General features: G+C 51.8%; 24 protein-coding genes. 10 read left to right on the top strand and 14 right to left on the bottom strand.

Annotated features, from left to right (window positions below; translation table 11 throughout):
• The first annotated feature begins 11 nt into the window (after positions 1–11).
• Entirely contained in the window at positions 12–500 is a 489-nt protein-coding gene (locus BUA40_RS00570; RefSeq protein WP_072797212.1) for a GNAT family N-acetyltransferase, read from the top strand.
• Here the strand turns inward: BUA40_RS00570 and bioD are convergent.
• The 4 genes from bioD to bioA all read right to left on the bottom strand — a co-directional run bounded on the left by bioD (position 497) and on the right by bioA (position 4,511).
• Positions 497–1,162, bottom strand: a complete 666-nt coding sequence (gene bioD / locus BUA40_RS00565; RefSeq protein ID WP_072797211.1) for a dethiobiotin synthase — start codon at positions 1,160–1,162, stop codon at positions 497–499. The two genes, BUA40_RS00570 and bioD, sit on opposite strands and share 4 nt — an antisense overlap.
• Entirely contained in the window at positions 1,159–2,301 is a 1,143-nt protein-coding gene (gene bioF, locus BUA40_RS00560) for an 8-amino-7-oxononanoate synthase (RefSeq protein WP_255369139.1), read from the bottom strand. Before bioF ends, bioD begins: the two co-directional genes overlap by 4 nt.
• A 96-nt stretch (positions 2,302–2,397) precedes the next feature.
• Positions 2,398–3,165, bottom strand: a complete 768-nt coding sequence (locus tag BUA40_RS00555; RefSeq protein WP_072797209.1) for a 6-carboxyhexanoate--CoA ligase — start codon at positions 3,163–3,165, stop codon at positions 2,398–2,400.
• A 35-nt stretch (positions 3,166–3,200) separates the two neighbouring features.
• Positions 3,201–4,511 (bottom strand): adenosylmethionine--8-amino-7-oxononanoate transaminase, encoded by a 1,311-nt coding sequence (gene bioA, locus BUA40_RS00550; RefSeq protein ID WP_072797208.1) that lies wholly within the window; start codon positions 4,509–4,511, stop codon positions 3,201–3,203.
• A gap of 162 nt (positions 4,512–4,673) precedes the next feature.
• On the opposite strand from bioA, the gene BUA40_RS00545 reads away from it, so the two are divergent.
• From BUA40_RS00545 to BUA40_RS00520, 6 genes are all read left to right on the top strand, one after another.
• Positions 4,674–5,975, top strand: coding sequence for a GGDEF domain-containing protein (locus BUA40_RS00545; protein WP_255369138.1), 1,302 nt, complete (start codon positions 4,674–4,676; stop codon positions 5,973–5,975).
• 81 nt (positions 5,976–6,056) lie between these two features.
• Positions 6,057–6,710, top strand: coding sequence for a 7-cyano-7-deazaguanine synthase QueC (gene queC, locus BUA40_RS00540; protein ID WP_072797207.1), 654 nt, complete (start codon positions 6,057–6,059; stop codon positions 6,708–6,710).
• Between the two features lies 1 nt (position 6,711).
• Complete coding sequence (gene queD, locus BUA40_RS00535) at positions 6,712–7,041, top strand: 6-carboxytetrahydropterin synthase QueD (RefSeq protein WP_072797206.1); 330 nt, start codon at positions 6,712–6,714, stop codon at positions 7,039–7,041.
• A 3-nt stretch (positions 7,042–7,044) separates the two neighbouring features.
• Positions 7,045–7,707, top strand: coding sequence for a 7-carboxy-7-deazaguanine synthase QueE (locus tag BUA40_RS00530; RefSeq protein WP_072797205.1), 663 nt, complete (start codon positions 7,045–7,047; stop codon positions 7,705–7,707).
• 180 nt (positions 7,708–7,887) lie between these two features.
• Positions 7,888–8,724, top strand: coding sequence for a TIGR02147 family protein (locus BUA40_RS00525; protein WP_072797204.1), 837 nt, complete (start codon positions 7,888–7,890; stop codon positions 8,722–8,724).
• Positions 8,711–10,282, top strand: coding sequence for a hypothetical protein (locus tag BUA40_RS00520; RefSeq protein ID WP_072797203.1), 1,572 nt, complete (start codon positions 8,711–8,713; stop codon positions 10,280–10,282). Before BUA40_RS00525 ends, BUA40_RS00520 begins: the two co-directional genes overlap by 14 nt.
• A 33-nt stretch (positions 10,283–10,315) precedes the next feature.
• Here BUA40_RS00520 and tatC read toward each other — a convergent pair whose 3' ends face one another.
• Both tatC and tatA read right to left on the bottom strand, forming a co-directional pair.
• Complete coding sequence (tatC, locus tag BUA40_RS00515) at positions 10,316–11,032, bottom strand: twin-arginine translocase subunit TatC (RefSeq protein WP_072797202.1); 717 nt, start codon at positions 11,030–11,032, stop codon at positions 10,316–10,318.
• Positions 11,033–11,091: 59 nt separating this feature from the next.
• A complete protein-coding gene (tatA, locus tag BUA40_RS00510; RefSeq protein WP_072797201.1) occupies positions 11,092–11,292 on the bottom strand; it encodes a twin-arginine translocase TatA/TatE family subunit in 201 nt (66 codons plus the stop codon).
• Positions 11,293–11,528: 236 nt separating this feature from the next.
• Here tatA and BUA40_RS00505 point away from each other — a divergent pair, with 236 nt between their 5' ends.
• Complete coding sequence (locus BUA40_RS00505) at positions 11,529–11,870, top strand: P-II family nitrogen regulator (protein ID WP_072797190.1); 342 nt, start codon at positions 11,529–11,531, stop codon at positions 11,868–11,870.
• A 31-nt stretch (positions 11,871–11,901) separates the two neighbouring features.
• Positions 11,902–13,176, top strand: coding sequence for an ammonium transporter (locus BUA40_RS00500; RefSeq protein WP_072797189.1), 1,275 nt, complete (start codon positions 11,902–11,904; stop codon positions 13,174–13,176).
• Positions 13,177–13,371: 195 nt separating this feature from the next.
• Here BUA40_RS00500 and BUA40_RS00495 read toward each other — a convergent pair whose 3' ends face one another.
• The 3 genes from BUA40_RS00495 to BUA40_RS00485 are packed head-to-tail and all read right to left on the bottom strand — an operon-like array spanning position 13,372 to position 14,850.
• The gene (locus BUA40_RS00495; RefSeq protein WP_072797188.1) at positions 13,372–13,707 is read right to left on the bottom strand and encodes a hypothetical protein; all 336 of its coding nucleotides are present in this window, start codon (positions 13,705–13,707) and stop codon (positions 13,372–13,374) included.
• Between the two features lie 15 nt (positions 13,708–13,722).
• A complete protein-coding gene (locus BUA40_RS00490) occupies positions 13,723–14,307 on the bottom strand; it encodes a hypothetical protein (RefSeq protein ID WP_072797187.1) in 585 nt (194 codons plus the stop codon).
• A gap of 12 nt (positions 14,308–14,319) precedes the next feature.
• Entirely contained in the window at positions 14,320–14,850 is a 531-nt protein-coding gene (locus tag BUA40_RS00485) for a sulfurtransferase TusA family protein (RefSeq protein ID WP_072797186.1), read from the bottom strand.
• Between the two features lie 131 nt (positions 14,851–14,981).
• Between BUA40_RS00485 and BUA40_RS00480 the strand changes: the two genes are divergently transcribed.
• Complete coding sequence (locus BUA40_RS00480) at positions 14,982–16,547, top strand: glycosyltransferase (RefSeq protein WP_255369137.1); 1,566 nt, start codon at positions 14,982–14,984, stop codon at positions 16,545–16,547.
• On the opposite strand, the gene BUA40_RS00475 is transcribed toward BUA40_RS00480, so the two are convergent.
• From BUA40_RS00475 to BUA40_RS00455, 5 genes are read right to left on the bottom strand one after another with little or no spacing between them, the layout of a single operon-like run.
• Positions 16,537–16,746, bottom strand: a complete 210-nt coding sequence (locus BUA40_RS00475; RefSeq protein ID WP_072797185.1) for a PilW family protein — start codon at positions 16,744–16,746, stop codon at positions 16,537–16,539. The two genes, BUA40_RS00480 and BUA40_RS00475, sit on opposite strands and share 11 nt — an antisense overlap.
• Positions 16,734–17,051, bottom strand: coding sequence for a prepilin-type N-terminal cleavage/methylation domain-containing protein (locus tag BUA40_RS00470; protein WP_072797184.1), 318 nt, complete (start codon positions 17,049–17,051; stop codon positions 16,734–16,736). The genes BUA40_RS00475 and BUA40_RS00470 overlap by 13 nt, the downstream gene beginning before the upstream one ends.
• Positions 17,048–18,019, bottom strand: coding sequence for a pilus assembly PilX N-terminal domain-containing protein (locus tag BUA40_RS00465; RefSeq protein ID WP_072797183.1), 972 nt, complete (start codon positions 18,017–18,019; stop codon positions 17,048–17,050). Before BUA40_RS00465 ends, BUA40_RS00470 begins: the two co-directional genes overlap by 4 nt.
• On the bottom strand, positions 18,009–19,124 hold the full coding sequence (locus BUA40_RS00460) for a hypothetical protein (protein WP_072797182.1): 1,116 nt from the start codon (positions 19,122–19,124) through the stop codon (positions 18,009–18,011). The genes BUA40_RS00465 and BUA40_RS00460 overlap by 11 nt, the downstream gene beginning before the upstream one ends.
• Positions 19,121–20,878, bottom strand: a complete 1,758-nt coding sequence (locus tag BUA40_RS00455) for a type II and III secretion system protein (protein WP_178299484.1) — start codon at positions 20,876–20,878, stop codon at positions 19,121–19,123. Before BUA40_RS00455 ends, BUA40_RS00460 begins: the two co-directional genes overlap by 4 nt.
• Between the last annotated feature and the right edge of the window lie 69 nt (positions 20,879–20,947).

Raw genomic sequence — 20,947 nt, 5'->3', positions numbered from 1 at the left:
AGATCATTCTCATGCTTAAAATTGAACAATATAATACAAAGTATATCAACGACGCGATTGAAATCTGGAACGACATTGTCGAAGACGGCATCGCGTTTCCGCAAATGGATTTGCTTGACCCGCAGACGGGAGACGCCTTTTTCAAGTCGCAGTCATTCACGGGCATCGCTATCGATGTGGACTCCGGCGAAGTGGTCGGGCTCTACATTCTCCACCCGAACAATGTCGGGCGATGCGGGCACATTTCAAACGCAAGTTACGCCGTCAAGAAGAACAAGCGCGGCCAGCACATCGGTGAATTTCTCGTGAAGGATTGCCTCGCGAAGGCAAAGGAAATCGGCTTCAGGATTTTGCAATTCAACGCCGTCGTCGCGACGAATACGTCAGCACTCAAGCTATACAAGAAGCTCGGCTTTACCCAACTCGGCGTGATCCCCAAGGGTTTCCTACTCAAGGATGGGAACTACGAGGACATTATCCCGCATTATATCGAACTTTAAAACGGTTGCACGCCTAGGTCGGTGTCGCCGTCTTTTATTTTTGCTAGGATTTCGAGGCCCGTCAAATCCTGCATCATGCGGATATTGTCATCTTCCATTTCCAGGTTGCCACTAGAGCCGTAGCGATTCACGATGAGCCCGCGGATGTCTAGGCCGCGGCTACGAGCATATTCTACCGTGAGCACGCAGGCGTTAATGGAGCCGAGCGCCGCCGTCGTCACTACGAGAATCGGGAGATTCACGGTCTTGATTATGTCTTCGAGGAAAATCTTTTGGCCATCATAGCGGATGGGGCAAATGATTCCCCCGCTACCTTCGGCAAAAATGAACTCGTGGCGAGCGCAGGCAGTTTCAAAATCGGCTTTGACTTTCGCCAATTCCACGGGATTTCCCTCTTTGCGGGCAGCGAGATGCGGAGAGACCGCTTCTTTATAGACATAGCTCACGAGCTGTTCCTGCGTATCGGGAAGATTCGCAATGCGTTTCACGTAATCGGCGTCACCGGCGACCCATTTGCCGTCGCGGAATTCAGCGCCACTGAGGGCGGCCTTGTAATAGCCCGCATCGATACCAGAATCACGCCACTTTTTAACGAGAAGGGCGGTCACAAAAGTTTTACCGACATCGGTCCCTGTTGCTGTAACGAAATATCCCTTATTCATACACCCTCTTTTACCGCCTGCGCAATTATGGACGCAGCGGTTTGAAGTTGTTCTCGCGTATGTGTTGCCATCAGGCTTGCGCGCAAGCGGGCCTGCCCCTTGGCGACCGTCGGATAGCGAATCGCAGGAATCAGGATTCCCTGTTCCTGAAGCTTCGCAGAAATCTGCATCGCCTTCGCTTCGTCGCCGATGACAATCGGAACAATCGCCGAAGGAGACAGTTCAACGTTCACGCCCTCGCGTTGCAAGGCATCGCAGAAAAATTTCACGTTATCACGCAGATTTTGTACGCGTTCAGGATGCGTATCGATGTAGCGCAAGTTATTGCAGGCTGCCGCGGCAACAGCAGGAGCCATCGCCGTCGTAAAGATAAAGCTGCGAGACTTGTTGCGGAGAAAATCAATCAGTTGCTGCTTACCCGCCACGAAGCCGCCTTCGGCGGCGACGGCTTTGCTCAAAGTCCCGACGGTTACATCGGCGTGAGCACAGCCGTAGTGTTCGGCAAGCCCGCGCCCGGTCTTGCCGAGCACGCCCGTGGCGTGAGCTTCATCGATCATTAAGAGGCAATCCGTTTCTTTCGCGATGCGCAGAAGTTCCGGCAGATTCGCGAGGTCGCCGTCCATGCTGAATACTGCATCGGTCACGATGAGCTTACGAGGAACCGGCAACGCAGACTCGCCCGTTCTAGACTTATCCGCTTCTTGAATCACACGCCGCAAATCCGCCATATCGTTGTGCTTATAGACAAAGCACTTGGCGCGGGAAAGGCGAATACCATCGATAATGCTGGCGTGATTCAGTTCATCGCTAAAGATAAAGTCGTTCTTGCCGCACAAAGCCGAAATCGTGCCGATGTTCGCCATATAGCCCGTATTGAACGTGATAGCGGATTCTTCGCCCTTAAATTTTACGATAAACTCTTCCAATTCCTGATGCGGAGTCTTGTTGCCCGTCGTAAGCCGAGCCCCACCGCTACCAGTCCCCCACTCCAAAACAGCCTGGGCCATCGCCTGCTTGAGTTCATCGATGTTCGCGAGGTCCAGATAAGAATTAGACGCAAGCAGAACCTGTTCCTGCGAAACGCCATTGGGCATACGGATCTTCACACGCGACGATTCAGGCGTTTCCATCAAGCGCATCGAGCGATAAGTATTATTCGCCCGCGCAGTCTCTAACGCATCTCTTGTAAATAAGTCTAAAATTTTCTCTTTCATGCTAATTTTCTCTGGATCCCGTCACTTCGTTCCAGGATGACTTGCGGAGACATCCACTAATACCTTTTTCTTCTGCAAGTACTCGATGCATTCTTCGGCAGAAGCCTTGCGCGAATCAAACAGGAAAATGCGGCCTCCGTTTTCATCGCCCATTTCCTTCATCTTCATAATGCGCACATAGCCGAGTTCCTTGCTCGCGACATAGCCCGTCACGTAATTCGGGTCATCGCTCACGCAGAATTCCGCCACCATTCCGGGAGCATTCGCCACCTTGGTCGCAAGCACAATCGCTTCGTTAAAGTGATTCTTGCAGCCATCGACTTCGCTCGAATGCAGAGCATCCATATAAGTCGCACGCACTCCGCGTTCGTGGTCTGGTTCCAGGCGTTCGCCCGTCGAGATATCGTACAGCATCGCGCCACGCATCGGGAAAGTCACCCGCAAGAGTTCCTGCAACTTTTCACGGAGCCCGCAGCCAGAGCCCATCAGCGGAGTGATCAGTCCAAAAGCCTTGTCCAGCCCTTCCTGCCACGTATCTACATCAAAGCGCGTTACAGGCAAAGCCTTCAAAATCCGAATATCGTTTTCGTGAACCTTTTCGATTTTCACGTTGATAAAATCCGGGTCGCCCTTGGAATGATTCATGGCGCGGCGTACCATCGCCGTACACACTGCCTCTACGGAGTCCCGGCCCACAATGCGTTCGGCACCGGAAATATGCTGTTCGTGTTTCTGTTTGCCTTCGCCCACCTGCTGCGAGGCACGCATTTTCAAGCTATAGTATTCCATTCACTTTGTCATGCCCGGCATGACCGGGCATCTCCTTATTCGTGAAATTCGTCTTCACCTTCTACGACAGGCGCGGGTTCACACTCACCAATCATCTTGATGGCTTCGCAAATGCGGTCAACTTCAGAATCAGTCGTAATAAGCGGAGGCATCGTGTAAACGTAATTGCAGAATGGCCTAAGCCACACGCCAGTTTCGCGAATCACATGCAGAATATCGTCCGCCGAAGGTTTCACCTTCAGTTCCAAGACACCAATTGCACCAAGTACTCGCACATCCGCCGCATTTTCAAGCGCACGGAGCGGCTCCAGATTCTGCTTCAAGCGCTTTTCAATCCGAGCAACACTCGTGGCATAATCGCGACCTTCAAACAGCGAAAGCGAAGCAATTCCCGCGGCACATGCCAACGGATTCGCCATGTACGTCGGGCCATGCATAAAGGCCGGAATTTTGCCATTCGTAATCGTTTCGGCAACCTTCTCGGACGCAACGCAGGCCGCCATGGTAATGCTTCCGCCCGTGAGCGCCTTACCGATGCACATGATATCCGGCTTCACACCACCATGACTCATCGCAAATCGCGGGCCCGTGCGATAAAAACCCGAAGCGATTTCGTCCAGAATCAACAGGATGCCGTAGCGGTCGCAAAGTTCGCGAAGCGCCTTCAAGTAGCCCGCATTGTAAAGCCACATACCGTTTCCACCCTGAAACACGGGCTCGCAAATCACGGCAGCGATTTCATCCTTATGCTCCTCGACAACGCGCTCCATCGAAGCAAAATCCGCCTGATTCCAAGCCTCGTCAAATCGGCAATTCGGGCGTTCCGCAAAATAATGATGCGGCATGATTCCGCGGAAAAGCGTATGCATTCCGTCAGGGTCAGAAAGAGCCATCGCGCCTGCGGTGTCGCCGTGGTAGCCGCCCTTCAAGGCAACCAACTTGCAACGCTCCGAGCGGCCCAGCGAATGCTGGTACTGCACAGCCATTTTGGCGCTGCATTCCACGGCGATGCTTCCTGAATCCGCAAAGAAAATCTTGTTAAGACCTTCCGGTAAAAAATTCACCAGTTTTTCGCCAAGTTCAATCGCAGGTTCGTGCGTAAAGCCGCCAAACATCACATGGCACATTTTTTCACTCTGCTTCTGAATCGCCTCGACGATTTCAGGGGCGTTATGCCCGTGCGCCATGCACCACCAACTCGATACCGCATCAATCAGTTTTAAGCCGTCGGCCGTTTCAATCGTCGTTCCATGAGCGGATTTTGCAAGGAACCTGGCCGGAGTATTCTTCAGCGCCGCATATGGGTGCCACAAATGCTCACTATCAAAATCAAGTAGCCTTTTCATTTGCGGCCAAATATAGAAATTCCCCTACACCAAGCAACATTTTACATAATTTTCCTATAAATAAAGTGGATAAAAACATTAATGACACCACTCTTTAGAAAAAGGTCTTATTTTTTTTCATTGAAATGAATATATTTTACAGGTATAGGGAGCAATGATCTTATGGACAATTACAAAAAATTTGTAGCAGACCTTCCTGTGAACTCTGCGGAGTTTTTCACAGCTATCACTCACGCCGTCACCGAACTGTACATTTCGATGCATGTACTTGATCTTGAGACCAACACTGCGTTCCCTATCAAGAGTAACGAATTCATCGATAAATTCATGAAGTGCGGTAGCACTCTACAAGAAAGCATTACCAATATCATGTCGAATCTTGCTTGTCCAGAAAGTGTTGAAACCATCAAGAACTTTACAATTCTTTCAACATTGCCAGAACGCATGAAGGATTCAAATGTGATATCAGAAATTTTTCATGGAAAGATTCACGGTTGGAGTAAGGCGATATTTGTACGCATTGGCGACGAAAAACCTCTACATCGAGTCCTGTATATTGTCGAAAATGTGAACGCGCAAATGACAAAGCTGGAACAAGAGAAAGAGCTCTTGGAGCAGAACCGCAAACAACAAAACATGATCAATGCCCTCATGAACGGATACGCCTCCGTTGCCAGTGTCGATTTTGTAACTGATAAGGTGGAAATTTTCCGCACTAGCGATCGAATCAAAAGCGCTATTGGCTCTACGAAAGAACCACCGACCTTCAAAGCACTTGTTGAAAAACTCCTCGACACGACGGTTCTTGAAGAAGATCGGGACAGTCTCAGAAAAGTGGCTGACGAGTCGTACATTAAAGAATACTTGCCAGTTGGCAATAGTTTATCAAAAATATTCCACAACGAACTCGGTCAGTATGTCGAAATGAAGGTGGTGCGAACTGGCGAAGAAACAACCGTATTCGGCTTTACCGATAAAACTAACGAAATCACAGAAATCAACGATAAAATCTACAGGGATTCGTTGACTCAAGTGATGAATCGTAAGTATTTCGACGAGATACTCGCATCACAGAATTGCCAAGCAGTCGTAATGGCCGACATCGACTTTTTCAAAGATGTGAATGACAATTACGGCCACCAGTGTGGTGACGCAGCCCTTACCGCCGTAGCATCGATACTGAGTTCATCGGTTCGTAATTTAGACCACATCGTACGTTATGGAGGCGACGAGTTCTTAATTTCGTTCAAGGGCATCAGTCATGAAGTGCTGAAAAACAGACTTGAACACATGCGCGCCAAGGCAGAAAAAAATCGTACTGAAAGATTACCCGAATGTAAAGCTAACGATGAGTTTTGGCGGAACATTCGGAGACGGAACCGTTTCAGACATGCTTTCTTTTGCCGACAAGGCGCTCTACATATCAAAGAAAAAGCGAAACTGCGTTTCCTTAATTCCGTTTGAAGGAAAAAATTAGAAAAGTTTCTATATTTGGGGCTGTCAGTTCGAAATCCATCCTGACTATAAACAAAACTAGGAGCCCCCATGAAAAACGCCTTGCTGGTACTTTCCGGCGGAATGGACAGTACCACTCTACTTTACGAACGCGCCGACGAAATCGCGCTCGCCGTTTCATTTGATTATGGTAGCAACCATAACGACCAGGAAATCCCCTTTGCCAAGTACCACTGCGAAAAGCTCGGGATTCCGCACCTGACGATTCCCCTCAAGTTCATGCATGACTATTTCAAGTCATCGCTTTTAGAAGGCGCAGATGCAATTCCCGAAGGAAGTTACGACAGCGAAAACATGAAATCGACCGTAGTCCCCTTCCGTAACGGAATCATGCTTTCCGTAGCCGCAGGCCTTGCCGAAAGTCGCGACCTCACCAAGGTCATGATGGCAAATCACTTTGGCGACCACGCCATTTACCCCGACTGCCGCGAAGAATTCGTCAAGAATATGTCGGCAGCCATTGCGGCAGGCACTTACGCAGGCATTACTATAGACGCCCCTTACACCAATATTTCTAAAGCAGACATCGCCCGCAAGGGTAAAGCCCTCGGCATCGATTACAGCCAAACCTGGTCATGCTACAAGGGCGGAAAAATCCATTGCGGCAAATGCGGCACCTGCCTCGAACGAAAAGAAGCCCTCGCCGAAGCGGGCATCGAAGACACCACGGAATACGGAGCGTAATATGTACAGAGTCATCAAGCGCATGGAAATCTCGGGAGCGCACAAGCTCTCGCTCCCCTACGAAAGCAAATGCCGCGGTCTGCATGGCCACAACTGGATTATTACGGTGTTCTGCCAGTCCGAAACGCTCGACGAAAACGGCATGGTCGTCGATTTTTCACGCATCAAGGAACTCGTTCACGGCAGGCTGGATCACCAGTTCTTAAACGACGTGATGGATGCAAATCCCACCGCCGAAAACATGGCCCGTTGGATTTGCGAACAAGTCCCCCACTGCTGCAAGGTGCAGATCCAGGAAAGCGAAGGCAATCTCGTGGAATACGAGGTTTAGTCCATGAAAGTTTGCGAAATATTTAGAAGCATCGAAGGTGAAGGCCTCCGAACAGGGCTCCCCGCCGTATTCATAAGACTTCACGGCTGCAACTTGCGATGTTCCTATTGCGATTCGATGTACGCCGTCGAAGGTTCTGACTACAAACAAATGAGCGTCACTCAGATTTTAGACGCGATAAAAGAATACAGCGGCATAACCCATGTAACGCTTACCGGCGGTGAACCCCTGATCCACCAAGATGTAGAGGAACTGCTCCGCCAGCTAAGCGGCAACGGCTATCGAGTCAACATCGAAACCAACGGGACCGTCCCTTGCAAATGGCATTTTCCCGGCTTATTCTATACCATGGACTGGAAATGCAAAAGCAGCGGAATGACCGCCAAGATGAAGATGGAAAACCTCGAGACGCTCGGAAGCAATGACGTCCTCAAATTTGTGGTAGGCACAATCGAAGACCTCAAAGAAACCGAAAACGTCGTCAAAAGCCTCGCGGAAAAGAAAAGCGACATGCCGCACCTATTCATTTCGCCCGTTTTCGGAAATTTATCTAACGATGAAATCGTGAACTGGCTACTGGGCAGCCGTACAATGGTCGAAAACAACGTACGGTTTCAAGTCCAGTTACATAAAATAATCTGGGAACCTGAACGCCGCGGCGTCTGAGAATTGTCCTTCTCTCGGGGACCCCTCTATATTGAACAGAGTGTTGCATATAGAAATATTTTTTATAAAGAATCACAAAACATTGTGATTTTTTATAAAAAAACTTAACTTTTGTTGCATAAAAGTATTGACAGGCGGATAAAAAAGAGATATATTCTTAGCATAACAGGATGGAAAACAATGAAACCGATTATTGAATATTCAGACTTCCGCCAGTTCTTGCTGGACTACTACGAGGAGCGCAAGCGCAGTTCTGCGTTCTCGTGGCGCGAGTTCTCGAAGATCGCCGGTTTTACCTCTTCTTCTTATATGAAGGTGGTGTGCGACGGAAAGAGCAAGCTCAGCAAGATCGGTGTAGAACGTGTTGCCGCAGCAATGGGACTCACGGGATTTGAACAGGATTACTTCCGCGCCATGGTCAAGTTCGGCCAGGCCGCAAGCGAAGAAACCAAAAAGGCTGCCTACAAGGACATGCTCGCAATTGCTAAAGTCCACAAGGTGCGCGTACTCGAAGGCGACCTGTTCGCCTATTACGACACCTGGCGCAACCCCATGATGCGTGAACTTGCACCTCTGATGCCCGGCGCCACTCCCGGCGAAATGGCCAAGATGTGCTACGCCGAAACCTCGGCACAGGAAGTCCGCGAATCGCTCGATTTTTTGACTAGGACCGGACTTCTCAAAAAAGGTAAAGACGGATCTTTCGCGCAATCCGAAACTTCCGTCAGCGGCACACCTGATGCCACCCGACTCGCACTCCGCGGCATGCACCGCCAGATGGCTCAACTCGCCGCCCCGGCACTTGAGCTGCCTACCGGCGAACGCAACTTTAGCGGCGTGACCATGGGTGTTTCCAAGAACACTTACGACCGCATCGTGGGCATGATCGACGAATTCCGCCGCAAGATTATTGCGATTGCCGCCGAAGACAAGAACATCGAACAGGTTTATCGTTTGAATTTACAATTATTCCCGCTTACCAAAAGCATAAAGGAGAACAACAATGAAAAAGCTTAACATTTGCATCGCGGGCGCACTCGCCCTCCTCTGCACCAGCTGCAGCGATTCCGACGGAGTCAAGGATCTCACCGGAACATCTGAAGAATTGAACGAAATCGCCGACAAGGGTTCCTCCAGCTCGGGCACGCCCGGTGCCGAATCCTCGAGCAGCATCGGCGATCAGAATCAAAATTCCTCTAGCAGCGTAGACGATCAGCAGACGAATTCTTCGTCGAGCGGAGATGCACAGACTCCGCAGATCAACGACGGCTCGCTGGACGCCTACCTGCAGCAATACGGTCTGCAGACCAAGCACCGCTTCGACAAGGCCGTGCTTGCATTCAACAAGAGCGAAATGGTCTCCAGGACTCCGGCTATGGACGGCTCCACAAATTCCACGGAATTCGATGGCGAGGGCGTCCGCAAGTTCGTACAGCAGAACATCAGCGCTATAGAAGCGCTGTTCCCGAAGGCTGCCGCCAAGTACGCCGACCTGGTTGAAGCAACCAAGAACGGCACAAACGAATGCTCGCTCTACTCCTTCAACCTTTACGGTAACGAAAAGTATGCCGGCCACGTGCTGGAATACATCTCCCCTGACACCATGAAGGTCGTGGATATCGAAGCCAAGAACTGCGAAGAAAACACGAGCAACCAGATCGTTCGATTCCTGTTCAGCTACTGCGGTGACGTGAGCGAGGATCCGGTCATTGAACGTACCACGGCAAAGTCGGACATCGCCAAGGACAAGTGCCCCGCCAGCAAGACCGACGACGAATGGGTCAACGTAATCGATTCGAAGGACATTGTCACGAGTTCGTCTTCGGAAACGCCGATTTCCTCATCCACAGACAATCCGAAGTCAAGCTCCAGCAAGGAAATCGCAAATTGCCGTCACATTTCAGATAACGAAGCATTGAAACAAGGTGCCAACTGCAACTCCGATACGGACATCGATATCGTTACCGACTGCGCTACCGGCGATGAATACAGATGCGCTTTAAATTACTGGACTCTAGTAAACGTCTGTGATCCGGGCAGCGATTGCGACGGTGACGGCATTCCTGACGGAATCTACAGGCCCGACCTGGAACCCTGCGACACGGACACGCTGCTGTATTTCTACGAACGTCACTACCAGTGCGTAGAAGGCAAGTGGGAATACCTGCCGCCTCCTGACTCCAGTGACACTCGCGCCCAGGCAAGAAACGCCACGCTCTCGCCCCGCCAAGGAATGGCAGTAACCCCGCGCGTCGTGATGGCAAGGAATGAGGACGGAACCATTTCGATTCGCGACGATGGTTACAACGCCTCTAACAACTTTGTCATAGAAGCGGTTTACACCGAAATTTCCGGCGACACCATTGTCGTAGACGTTATTTACCCTGACGGCGCAAAATTGAGCAGTTTCCAGATAGGTGCACTCACATTCACCGTGAGCAAAGTCTACACAAACGTGAAGTACTTAAGATATAAGGACGACGATCGAGTCAAGGAAATTCAAGAAGTAGACGAACTCCTCCCCTGCGCAAGCAGTTCTACTTGCCAGGAGTGCGGAGAAGGTCTCGAATGTTAAAAAAGGCTTTATTCTCTTAAGCCTGCCCCGCAATTACATGCGGGGCTTTTTGTAACGCCTTGCCGCCAGAAGCCCCGCTTCAAAAAGCAGATAAGTCGGCATTCCAAGCACCAGCTGGCTTATAATATCCGGCGGAGTCAAAAGCGCCGAGAGAGCGAGAACGCCCACTACCACGTAGGGGCGTTTTTTGCATACCGTCTCGTAATCGACAATTCCGCCGCGGATTAAAGCAAAAGTCACCAGCGGGAACTGGAACATGCATCCGAAAGCAAGCGAAAGCCAGAGGGCAAGACTCACTAAATTCGACACGCCAAAAACAGGCTGCAGCAAATCACTGGCAAAACTCATGCCGAACTTGACAATCAGCGGAAAGCAAACGATCAAGCAAAAGGCGACACCCGCCACAAACAAAAGTGAGGTCAACGCCACAATGGAACGGATAAACTTTTTCTCTTTTTCATAGAGGGCTGGCAGCACAAACTGCCAAATATTCCACGCGATAGCCGGCGAGCAGATCACCACATCCAAAAGGGCGGCAATTTTAAGCTGCAGCAGAAAAATTTCCAGCGGTGAAAAATAATGGAGTTGAAAATCACCCTGCAAAGCAATCTGACTGCAAAACCACTCCAAAACGTAGGGCGAAACTAAAAAGAGCGGCACAATGCCTATGGCAAGTACCGCAAGCGAACGCAACAACGCACGCCGGAGATCTTCCAGATGAGAGATTAAATTGGTTTCAGCTTCTTGCATACGAAACTAAAGTGTCATCCTGAGCGAAGGCGCGGAGCGCCGAAGTCGAAGGATCTCTTCTACTTTTTGTCTTCCGCTTCGGCGGCCTTCTCGACAGTCTTCTGCAAATCCTCGGCTTCTTCCTTCAGGGCATCCTTCGCCTTTTTGTATTCGTTCTGAGCTTTACCCAGCGAACGGGCCAGTTCCGGAATGCGCTTAGCCCCGAACAGGAGCAGCACAACCACCACGATCAAGATAATTTCGGGAATTCCGATAGACATAATTCACCTGCTTTTCTACGAAATATAACATAATTTCAGGCACAAAGCGAAGTTTTACAATTTCAGTTATCATTTCAATTATCGAAAAACACACGTTGTAAACATACATTATCAAAAGCTGATTTTCTTCTTAAATACGACCATTTTTTGTCGGTTGGAGTCAAAATTCAATTTTGGCACGCCTTTTGCAGTAGGTTGGGCAAAACAAGAAAACAACCTCAACAAAGGATAGGAACATGAAGCTCGTTACAGCTTATATCCAACCCGAACGACTAAACCTCGTAAAGCAAGCGCTATACGAGAAAAGCATTTTCAAGATGTCCGTCACAAACGTGCTTGGCTGCGGTCAGCAGAAGGGCTACAACCAACGTTTCCGCGGCGTCGTAACCGAAGTGAATCTGCTCAAGAAAATCTGCTTGAAGATTGCCGTGAACGATGAATTTGTACAGCCCTGCATCGACGCGATTATCGCTGGCGCAAGGACCGGTACCATCGGCGATGGCAAGATTTTCGTTACCGAACTCGAACAGTGCATCCGCATTCGTACCGGCGAAACCGGCCCCGAAGCGATTGGCTAAACAGTAACCACAATCAAAAGGATTTTCCACAATGAACGAAGCAGCAACTGTCGTACCTGTCAGCGACGCCATCTTTATGACAGAAAACATTTGGATCATGATCAGCGCCATGTTGGTGTTTATCATGGGCCTGGGCTTTGCCTGTGTCGAAGCGGGTCTTGTTCGTGCCAAGTGCGCGGCCAACGTCGCTTTCAAAAACATCGCGGTTCCCGCCATAGGTATCACGATGTATGCCGCCATCGGCTTTGCCCTCATGTACCCCGGAACGTTCAACGCGATCTCCGGTGTACTTGGATTTGCCGGATTCGGCATCGGTGACTGGGCTGACCCCTCTAAGTTCACCGCCGCCTACAACGGCCACTTCACCCTCTTCACCGACTGGTTGTTCCAGGCGATGTTTGCAGCAACCGCGGCTACCATTGTCTCTGGCGCTGTCGCCGAACGTGTGAAGCTGAACTCCTTCCTCGTCTTCACCATCGTCTACGTTGCCTTGGTCTACCCCATCGTGGGTAGCTGGACATGGGGCGGTGGCTGGCTCTCCACCATCGGCAAGGCCGGTTTCCATGACCTCGCAGGTTCTACGCTCGTTCACTCCGTGGGCGGCTGGGCAGCTCTCGCAGGCGTCATGATTCTCGGACCCCGTATCGGTAAGTATGTCGGCGGCAAGGTGCACGCTATTCCGGCCCACAACATTCCGCTCGCAACCATCGGTGTGTTCATGCTGTGGTTCGGTTGGTGGGGATTCAACGCCGGTTCTGCTCTCTCCGGCGACCCGAAGGCTACTAGCTGGATTCTCGTGACCACGAACCTCGCCGCTGTCGCAGGTATCATTACCGCAACGCTCACGAGCTGGATTGTTTCGAAGAAGCCGGACGCCACCATGGCCCTCAACGGCTGCCTTGCTGGCCTCGTCGCTATCACTGCCGGTGCAGACGTGGTTTCCCCGCTTTCTTCTTGGATTATCGGTGCCATCGCCGGTGTGCTCGTAGTCGGTGCAGTCTTCATGTTCGACCGCCTGCACTTGGATGACCCGGTCGGTGCTCTCTCGGTTCACCTGGTGAACGGTGTGTGGGGTACGCTCGCTGTCGGTATCTTCGACATCACTGGCGACTACACCCTCGGCACTCAGGCCATCGGCGTGATCGCTTACGCGGTTCCCTGCTTCGGTGCTGCTAGCCTCATCTTCTACGTCATCAAGAAGACCATGGGCCTCCGCGTTACCGAACGTCAAGAACTCCGCGGCCTCGACCAAAGCGAACACGGACAAGAATCCTACAGCGGATTCCAAATCTTCAGCAACATGTAATCCATACACTCTAGCAAAACGGATACATCAAAACGACCCTGGCTTTCGCCAGGGCCGTTTTTTATAAAAAGCGATAGAGCCGAGCGGTCTTTGTATTCGAGCGGTCTCCGTGAGCAACAAACGCCTCGTATTAACGAGGCGTGGTTGCGAGAGCGAGCGCTCTGGGTACGTACTTAGTAGATTGGGCGCGAGCGGTTATCTCAAAGCCTTGCGTGCCGAGCGCATCAGGTTCTTCAGCTGCTTCTTGTCGAGCTGCGGGACCTCGGCGTCCTTCTGGGCGCGAGACTTAGGAGCGCAATCTTCGCAAAGGTGCTTGGTCACCGTGCCGAAGCTGGCGGCGCCGTTACTGACGCTGGTTTCCTTAAAGCGGTAGGAGCGCAAAAGGGCTTCCTTCTTGCACTTGTCGCAAATACCCATCTTGGGGGCGGCAGGTTCACGGGTACGTTCCTTTTTCGGAGCGTCACTGGTGTCTTCCCAGGCCTTGCTCTGGGCCGCAATCTTGCGTGCGAAATGATCGTCTGTCAAGCTCATAGTACCTTCCTTTTTTTATTTCAATTCTTTCTTTATACAATCATAAAGGAACAACGCCATAAACGTATTGCAAATCGATGTCGGGGAGCCATCTTCGGTATAGAGGCTACGGCCGAACTTTCCGCGTTCCAGCTGTTTTTCCTTGAAATCGGCCACATAGGCCGCAAAATCCAAAATCTTTACCCGCTTTTCATCTTTCTGTTGTAACCCGCGAATGCAGTCGTTCAACGCCGTCAACTGGGAGGGCGCCACCGGGAACATGTCTTCAGGGACGGTCAGAAAATGAATGGAGGCTAGCGTCTTGCTCAGGATTTCGTCGGCCAACTTCTCGTAGGCCGCAAAAACCCCATTATAATCTTTACCGCCCCGCTTCAATTCCTTGAGTCCAAGGCCAACTATAATCCGCCCCGCCTTTTTACCGATGATGTCGGCCGAGGCGCGGTCGTAAAGTTGCTGCAAAGTCTGGGGGGCAGGGGCATTGATAGAAAACTGGATAGGCCTGTTGGCATCGCGACAAAGGAGTATTTCGGCAAAGCGGTTGGCAGCCTCGCCCTGTTCTCCCAAAAGTTCATCGCCTATAATCAGTATCCTGTTTTCCATTACTCCTATAATCTACACTCTTCCAGGCCGTTTGACCACAGAAATCGACCAAAAGCCCTCTTTTTTTTGCCTTTTTTTGACAACATGGCCATCGGCGACTAGGGCTCCAGGCACATTCTCGATAGGCGACCCATCGTCCAGGTAGATTTCCAGTTCCGCCCCGTCAGGGAGGCCAGACATCACTAGGCGGCTGCGCATGGCATTGTTCGGGCAAACGACCCCGCGCAAGTCCAACAGCGTCGGCACCCCACCCTTCAGGGTTTCCGGCAGAGGGTCCACCTTGGTCCGCTCACAAAAATCTGCAATTTCGGGGGCGAACCTCGCAGGCGAGTCCAACCACCTTCCCAGGGGGTAGTCGGACAGGTTCGCGGCAAGCACCCGGGCAAGGGCCTCTTCGGGGGGAATCGTAACTAAATTTTCACGTCTGTACCACTCCGAACAGGCGAACGAAATTAGCCTTCTGAGCGCAATTTCGAAGCCAGGATTCCCTTTTTGGGCATCCATCCACTTTTCAAGTGCATGTTTTTCGTTTTTTACAGACATTTGGGGTCTTTATTTGATATTTTTTTCAAGAAAATCTCTGCCACAATGTAGCAAACTTCCTTGCAGGTTTCTATATTTGGCCGCAAGTTCCGAATGGAGCAAAAGGTTTTACATATAGGTTATACGGTTTTATGGCAATCAGTACAATCCTACTCGACATCATGTTCGTTGTCTATGTCATCGCAGGCATCGGGCTTGTCATCTACGGTTTTAGCTGTTACTATAGCATCTACCTGTTCTTGAAGAACAGCCGCACTACACGTCTTTCTGACCGCAAAAAGATTCTGCAGTTCTACCGCGAACACTCCATGGACGAGCTGCCGCAGGTTACCACCCAGCTCCCCGTCTTTAACGAAGCCAACTGTGTTGAACGCCTGCTCGAAGCTGTTTGCGCTATTGATTACCCCAAGGATAAGCACGAAATTCAGGTCTTGGACGACTCTACCGACGAATGCTACGAAGTTGCCAAGAAGAAAGTTGCTGAACTCGCCGCCAAGGGCTACGACATCAAGCTGATCCACCGTACGAACCGCTCCGAATTCAAGGCCGGCGCTCTTAAAGAAGCTATGGAAGTGGCCAAGGGTGAATTCCTCGCCATTTTCGACGCCGACTTCGTCCCCGAGAAGGACTTCCTCCTCAAGACAATCCCCTACCTGGTGATGGACGAACAGATCGGTCTGGTCCAGGGTCGCTGGGGCCACTTGAACCGCACCGAATCCGGTCTTACCCTTGCACAGTCTATCGGTATCGACGGCCACTTCGTGGTGGAACAGTCCGCCCGTAGCTGGGGCAAGCTTTTCATGAACTTCAACGGTACCGCCGGTGTTTGGCGCAAGCAGGCCATCTATGGCGGTGGCGGCTGGGAAGGCGACACCCTGACCGAAGACATGGACCTTTCTTACCGTTCTCAGCTCGCTGGTTGGAAGATGAAGTTCGTGTTCGACGTGATCGTTCCGGCCGAACTCCCCAACGACATCAACGCCTTCAAGGCACAGCAGTTCCGCTGGGCAAAGGGTTCTATCCAGACCGCTATCAAGATTTTGCCGCGCGTGCTCAAGGCCAAGGTTCCTCTCCGCGTAAAGATTGGCGCCATCCTCCACACGACGCACTACTCGATCCACCCCTGCATGTTGTTTACCGCCCTCTGTGCTTGGCCGTTGCTCGCCTTCTTTGAACCGGTCGCACACCTGCCGACCTGGGCCTACACCGTCGGTTTCAGCTTTATCTTCCTCGCCGCTATCGCTCCTTCTGTTCTTTACTTTGTGGCACAGCGCTGCTCCGGTTACACCGGTTGGAAGATCCGCCTGCTCAGCCTCCCCATCCTCATGGCTCTGGGTGTGGGCATTGCAGTCAGCAACTCCCGCGCCGTGTTCTCTGCCGTGATCGGTGCCAAGGGCAGCTTCGTCCGCACGCCGAAGAGCGGCGGATCCAAGAAGAAGGCCAAGAGCCACTACGCCCAGAAGTTCCCGTGGCAGGCCGTTGTCGAACTCGGCGTTGGCGTCTACTGCATCTTCGGTCTTTTGGAATACATCGGTGCACAGAAGTTCATTATCGGACCGTTCCTCGCCCTCTATTCCGTCGGCTTCCTCTCTGTGAGCGTGCTGAGCTTCATGCACTACATCGGCAACCTCTTTGAAATGCACAGAGCCCGCGCCGCTGAAAAGGCCGCAGCCAAGGCAGAAAAAGCTACCGCTTAATTCTAGCGCCTAAGCAATAAGGATTTATCCGCCGCAGTTCCTCAAGGATTGCGGCGGTTTCTTTTTGGTAGTCGCCGTACAAGTGCAGGTAAAGCCTGTGGTAGCCCCCATAAAACTGAAGCGCCGCAAGCGATATGATCGAAGCGGACACGACTGCGACCAGGAGCTCTATCAGGGTAAAGCCTCTCACCGCACGCATCGCACAAGCCTCCGCAGCGAACCCACTTGAGCCCACGCGAGCGGTTTTACACCAGGCACCACCTTCAGCGAGGCGTCAACCCCATTCAAGGTAAAAGATGAATCTAGGCAAGCCGGCGGAGTCAAAACAAGCGATTCCATCGTCTGCGCCGCGGCAAGGATTTCATTCACATGCAGACGCTCCTGCGCCCGGACACGGTTAAAGCCATCTAGGTAACGGCCGAACACGACGATACCCGCCGCAAGCACCGAGAGTGCCACGCAGACTTCCATCAAGGTGAAACCGGGTTTGAGGCTACCGTTCATTTCAAGCTCCACTCAAAGGGTTTTAAATCGCCAGGAATAAAGTCAGGAACCAAGACAGAATCCTGATCCAATTCTAGTGGCAGATTCGCCGATTCAGCCGCCATCACAAACGAGGGATACCGCACCCCGACCTTGCGAGCCCCGTTCGGAAAGGCGATTTCATGCCGGGCGATGGCGACACCGGCGAACTCCACGCCCCGAGAAATTTCAATTCGATCTTCACTGAAGGCTTCCAGCCACCGGATTTTGATTGAGCCTCGCAGAAGCGAGCCGCGTAAGTGAATAGGCCCGCGAGCATACAAACGAAGCGTATCGAAGTCAGCGCTCCCACGCACATCAATCGAGCCATCGGCCATATAACGACCGGAAAACGCTTGAGGAGCAGAATTTCCGTAGCCGTCCAAATCCAGCAGCAAGTCTCCTTCTTGCACCCAAAGCGCCTGAAAGTTAGCCGATGAACCGGCTGAAGCCCGTCCCATAAGCCGACGGTTTCCGGACTTGATTTCCAATGCGAGAGGTGGCCGCACCATGGTGATTTCGCGATTCAGTTGTTGCCTAAAGCCCTCATAAATTTCACGTCGGAGCTTGTGCGACTTGAGCATATTACAGCCGCAGTCGCAGGCTACGCCCGCGAGCACATGAATGTGCTGTAACGCTTCGCCCGGCGGTGCCGATAAATTCGCAGACAAATCCGCCCACGGGCCTAGCCGCGAACGTTCAACTTTCGGGAGGTTCATATTCCACGGTTCACCCCTAAAATACCCCTCCGGAAAGCCCTCCAGGTACGCAATGAGGGCGGATTCCGCATCATAAATCTGCTGTTGCTTTTGGGCGCGGTGCTTTGCAACTCGTCGCACCCCGCCCGGCATCTGCAAAAGCGATGTCAGCAGGAGCGTCACCGCCAAAAGGATTCCTAAAACCAGCGGCAAAACGGCGCCTCGCCTACTCATGCAAAAATCAGAAACCATGAGAGCCCACCTTCTTCACGATGCTAGAATCGCCGCAAGTCAAAATAATCTGGTCGCGGCCTACCGCCCGAACCTCAAATAGACCTAACGAGTCTCCCGTCAAGACTTCTCTAGATTCCCCCGCTACCGCGACCACGGCAAATGTTTCACCTACGACCCCCTTCAAGAAAAGCTCCGGCAGAACGCATTGTTGTTTACGCTCTCGCGGCACGCTAATTTCCCGCGGTTTCTCAGCCGAGGTTTCTTCCGCCGCAACTTCCAGCAACGAGATTTCCGGCATCGACAATTCCGGCGGCACCACATCATTCAAATTCAAAAGCGAATCACGATTCAACTTCTCGCCCAGAGTCCAAAATTTTCCGAGCAACAATACGAGCGCAAGAATTACTAGCCAAAAAGTCCTGCGTCCAAGCATTGCGCCAGCGAACGCAGTGAAATCCTTCGTCGCATTCCCTTCGGGCTTTCGCAGGTCGCATCCTCGCCAAAAAGAATCTCGCGAAGCACGCTTGAATAACGCCAGCGAAAAATCGGATTCAACATTCTCTAGCAAGTTGATTTCTTCAAAATGCTTTGCCCGCGAAAACAACGCATCGCTTTCCAAGAACCGCCTAAAGCGAGAAACCGCCTGTTTCATTCGCGCATCAAGCGTTGCGCGGGAGCAATCTTCCGCAAACGATTCCTCGGACCAATGGCATAGTCGGCCTTCAAAGAATACAAGTACGCAAAGCCGACCTTCTGCGTGAGCGTAGCACAAGTAATTACCGGCGTTATCGCTTTCGGGCAACGCGCGAATCATCTGGTCTGTCGCCGCCGAAAGCCAAATCTGCCGCGGCAACGCCCGCCTACTATTTTCAAGCGGAGACTCCACCAACGCCACCAAAAATCTAGAGCGGCGTCCTTCAGCAGAATTGAAAGAGACCAAGTGCCATATCCGAAAAAATCCGCCGCACTCATGCAAGCGCAAACACGTTCGCGGAAATTCTTTTTCAAACAGATTTTCAAGTTCCGCTTGCACCGGGATTTCATCAAACGTGGTCATGCATTCCCACGTCAAGAGTTTCGCCTCTACAGGAATCGCGCAGTGCATCCCAAGCCAAACCATCATAAGCCCGCCTTTTCCACATGAGGCGTAATGAAGATGGCAAGTTCATTTTCTTCATCCTCTTCGGAGGTGTAACTGAATAAGCGTCCAAGCAGAGGGATACTTCCGAGGAACGGCACCGCCGAACGCACCTCGGATTTACTTTTTCGAATCAGGCCGCCCAGGCAAAGCGTTTCGCCGTCTTTCAGCACCACCATCGTCTTCAAGTTCCGCGTACTGATGTCGCGAGGGCCGTCGCCGGAGCTGCGCCCGGCCGATTTGATTTCAGGTGAGACCTCTAAAGTGATTCTTCCCTCCTGCGTAACCGACGGCGTCAGCTCTAATGAAATGCCATCGTTAAAGGAGCGGTAATCTGTAATCGGATAACCGTCAGCAGACACTTGGCTCACCAAGTAGTAGACGGTATTTGTTACATTGAGTTCCGCCTTATTGCCGTTGAGCGTGGTCAAGCGCGGGCGCGCGAGCACTTCGGCCTGATTGTTTTCTTCGAGCGAGGCGAGTTCCAATTCAAAGCGGTCGGGCAAGAGCCCGATTTTACCGAAGGCGCCCGCCACCGAAAAGTCCTTGCCCATAAAATCGAAGTAGCCTCGCGCGCCAAGATCGCGTTCCGCGCTCTTACGCGTGGCACCGCTGTGCAGCCCGATTTCAAAGCCACGCCCGCGCTTGAATTCAACCACAATGCACGAGAGCGTCACCTGTAGCGCAGGGATATCAATCTGCTTGAGCAAATCAACGGCCATCTGAATTTCGAAATGCGAACCGCCCAGCAGCAGCGCATTCTGCTCCTTAATCTCGGTCGCTACAAAGTTCGGACTAGGCGCAAACTTACCCAAGTACGCGAGTGCCCGTTCGCTATGGACATGCCGCAGCGGGTAGAGTTTGCTTGCCGAAAGCGCCTTGTGCGTACCGCCTTCGCTCACATACAAAGTCTTGCCATCAAGCGCAAAGCTATAGCGCCGCCCCTTGAACAGCGATTCAATTAAACATTCAAGCGTCACCGCATGCAACTTGAGTCGCATACTTTCGCGGATATCGCCGTACAGCGCCAAGTTCAATTCCGCCACCTCGGCAAGCATATTCAGCGCCTGCGCCAAATCGCCATCGTTCACCTCGGCACTGTACAAGTCACCGTCCTTGTAAATCCGAATTTTGTCGTCGGGCGCACTCCCTTCGCGAGTACGCTTGTCCGCATTAACAGAATTCACTCTTAGAATTCCATTTTCACGCCAAACCCGAAAACCATGTACAGACATGATGACGCGAAATGCCGCCTCGGCAGGCATGGAGCGAAGCTCGCCCGTAATGCGGCCTTCAAGTCCGGGTTCCGCCAAAATATTCAGACCCGAATTCAAAGCAAACTCGCGCACGAATTCATTCACCTCTTTATCCTTTACCGACAGTGAAACAAACGAATCGTGCAAGGTAAATTCATGTTCGCCGCGGGCACTCGCACGCCGCACATGGAACACAGATTCCCGCTGCACCAATTCAAGCCCGTGAGCCGAACAGAGCGCCGTCAAGGCTTCCAGCACGCCCACGCCATCTAAATGAAACGTCACCTTCAAATCGAGAGCATCGTCCACCAGCACAGGGGTCTTGTACGCTAGCGAAATCAGGCGCACCACCTCGGCGATTGGCGTGTCCACGAAATCCAGCGACACGGGCTTTTCGGCATGCACAGGCGTAAAACAGAGTAACGCCCCCAAAAGCATAGGGGCAAACAACGCAAAAGCTCGCTTTGCGGGTTCAAACAACAATGTATGGGGCAATATTCCCTCGGGAATGGCAATAACCCTGCCGCGGGATATAAAAAAGATTCCCAATTT

This window comes from Fibrobacter sp. UWT2 (genome assembly GCF_900142545.1).
Lineage (GTDB): Bacteria > Fibrobacterota > Fibrobacteria > Fibrobacterales > Fibrobacteraceae > Fibrobacter.
Note: the sequence above shows the minus strand (reverse complement) of the source record. Positions and strands in the feature narration are given on the sequence as shown.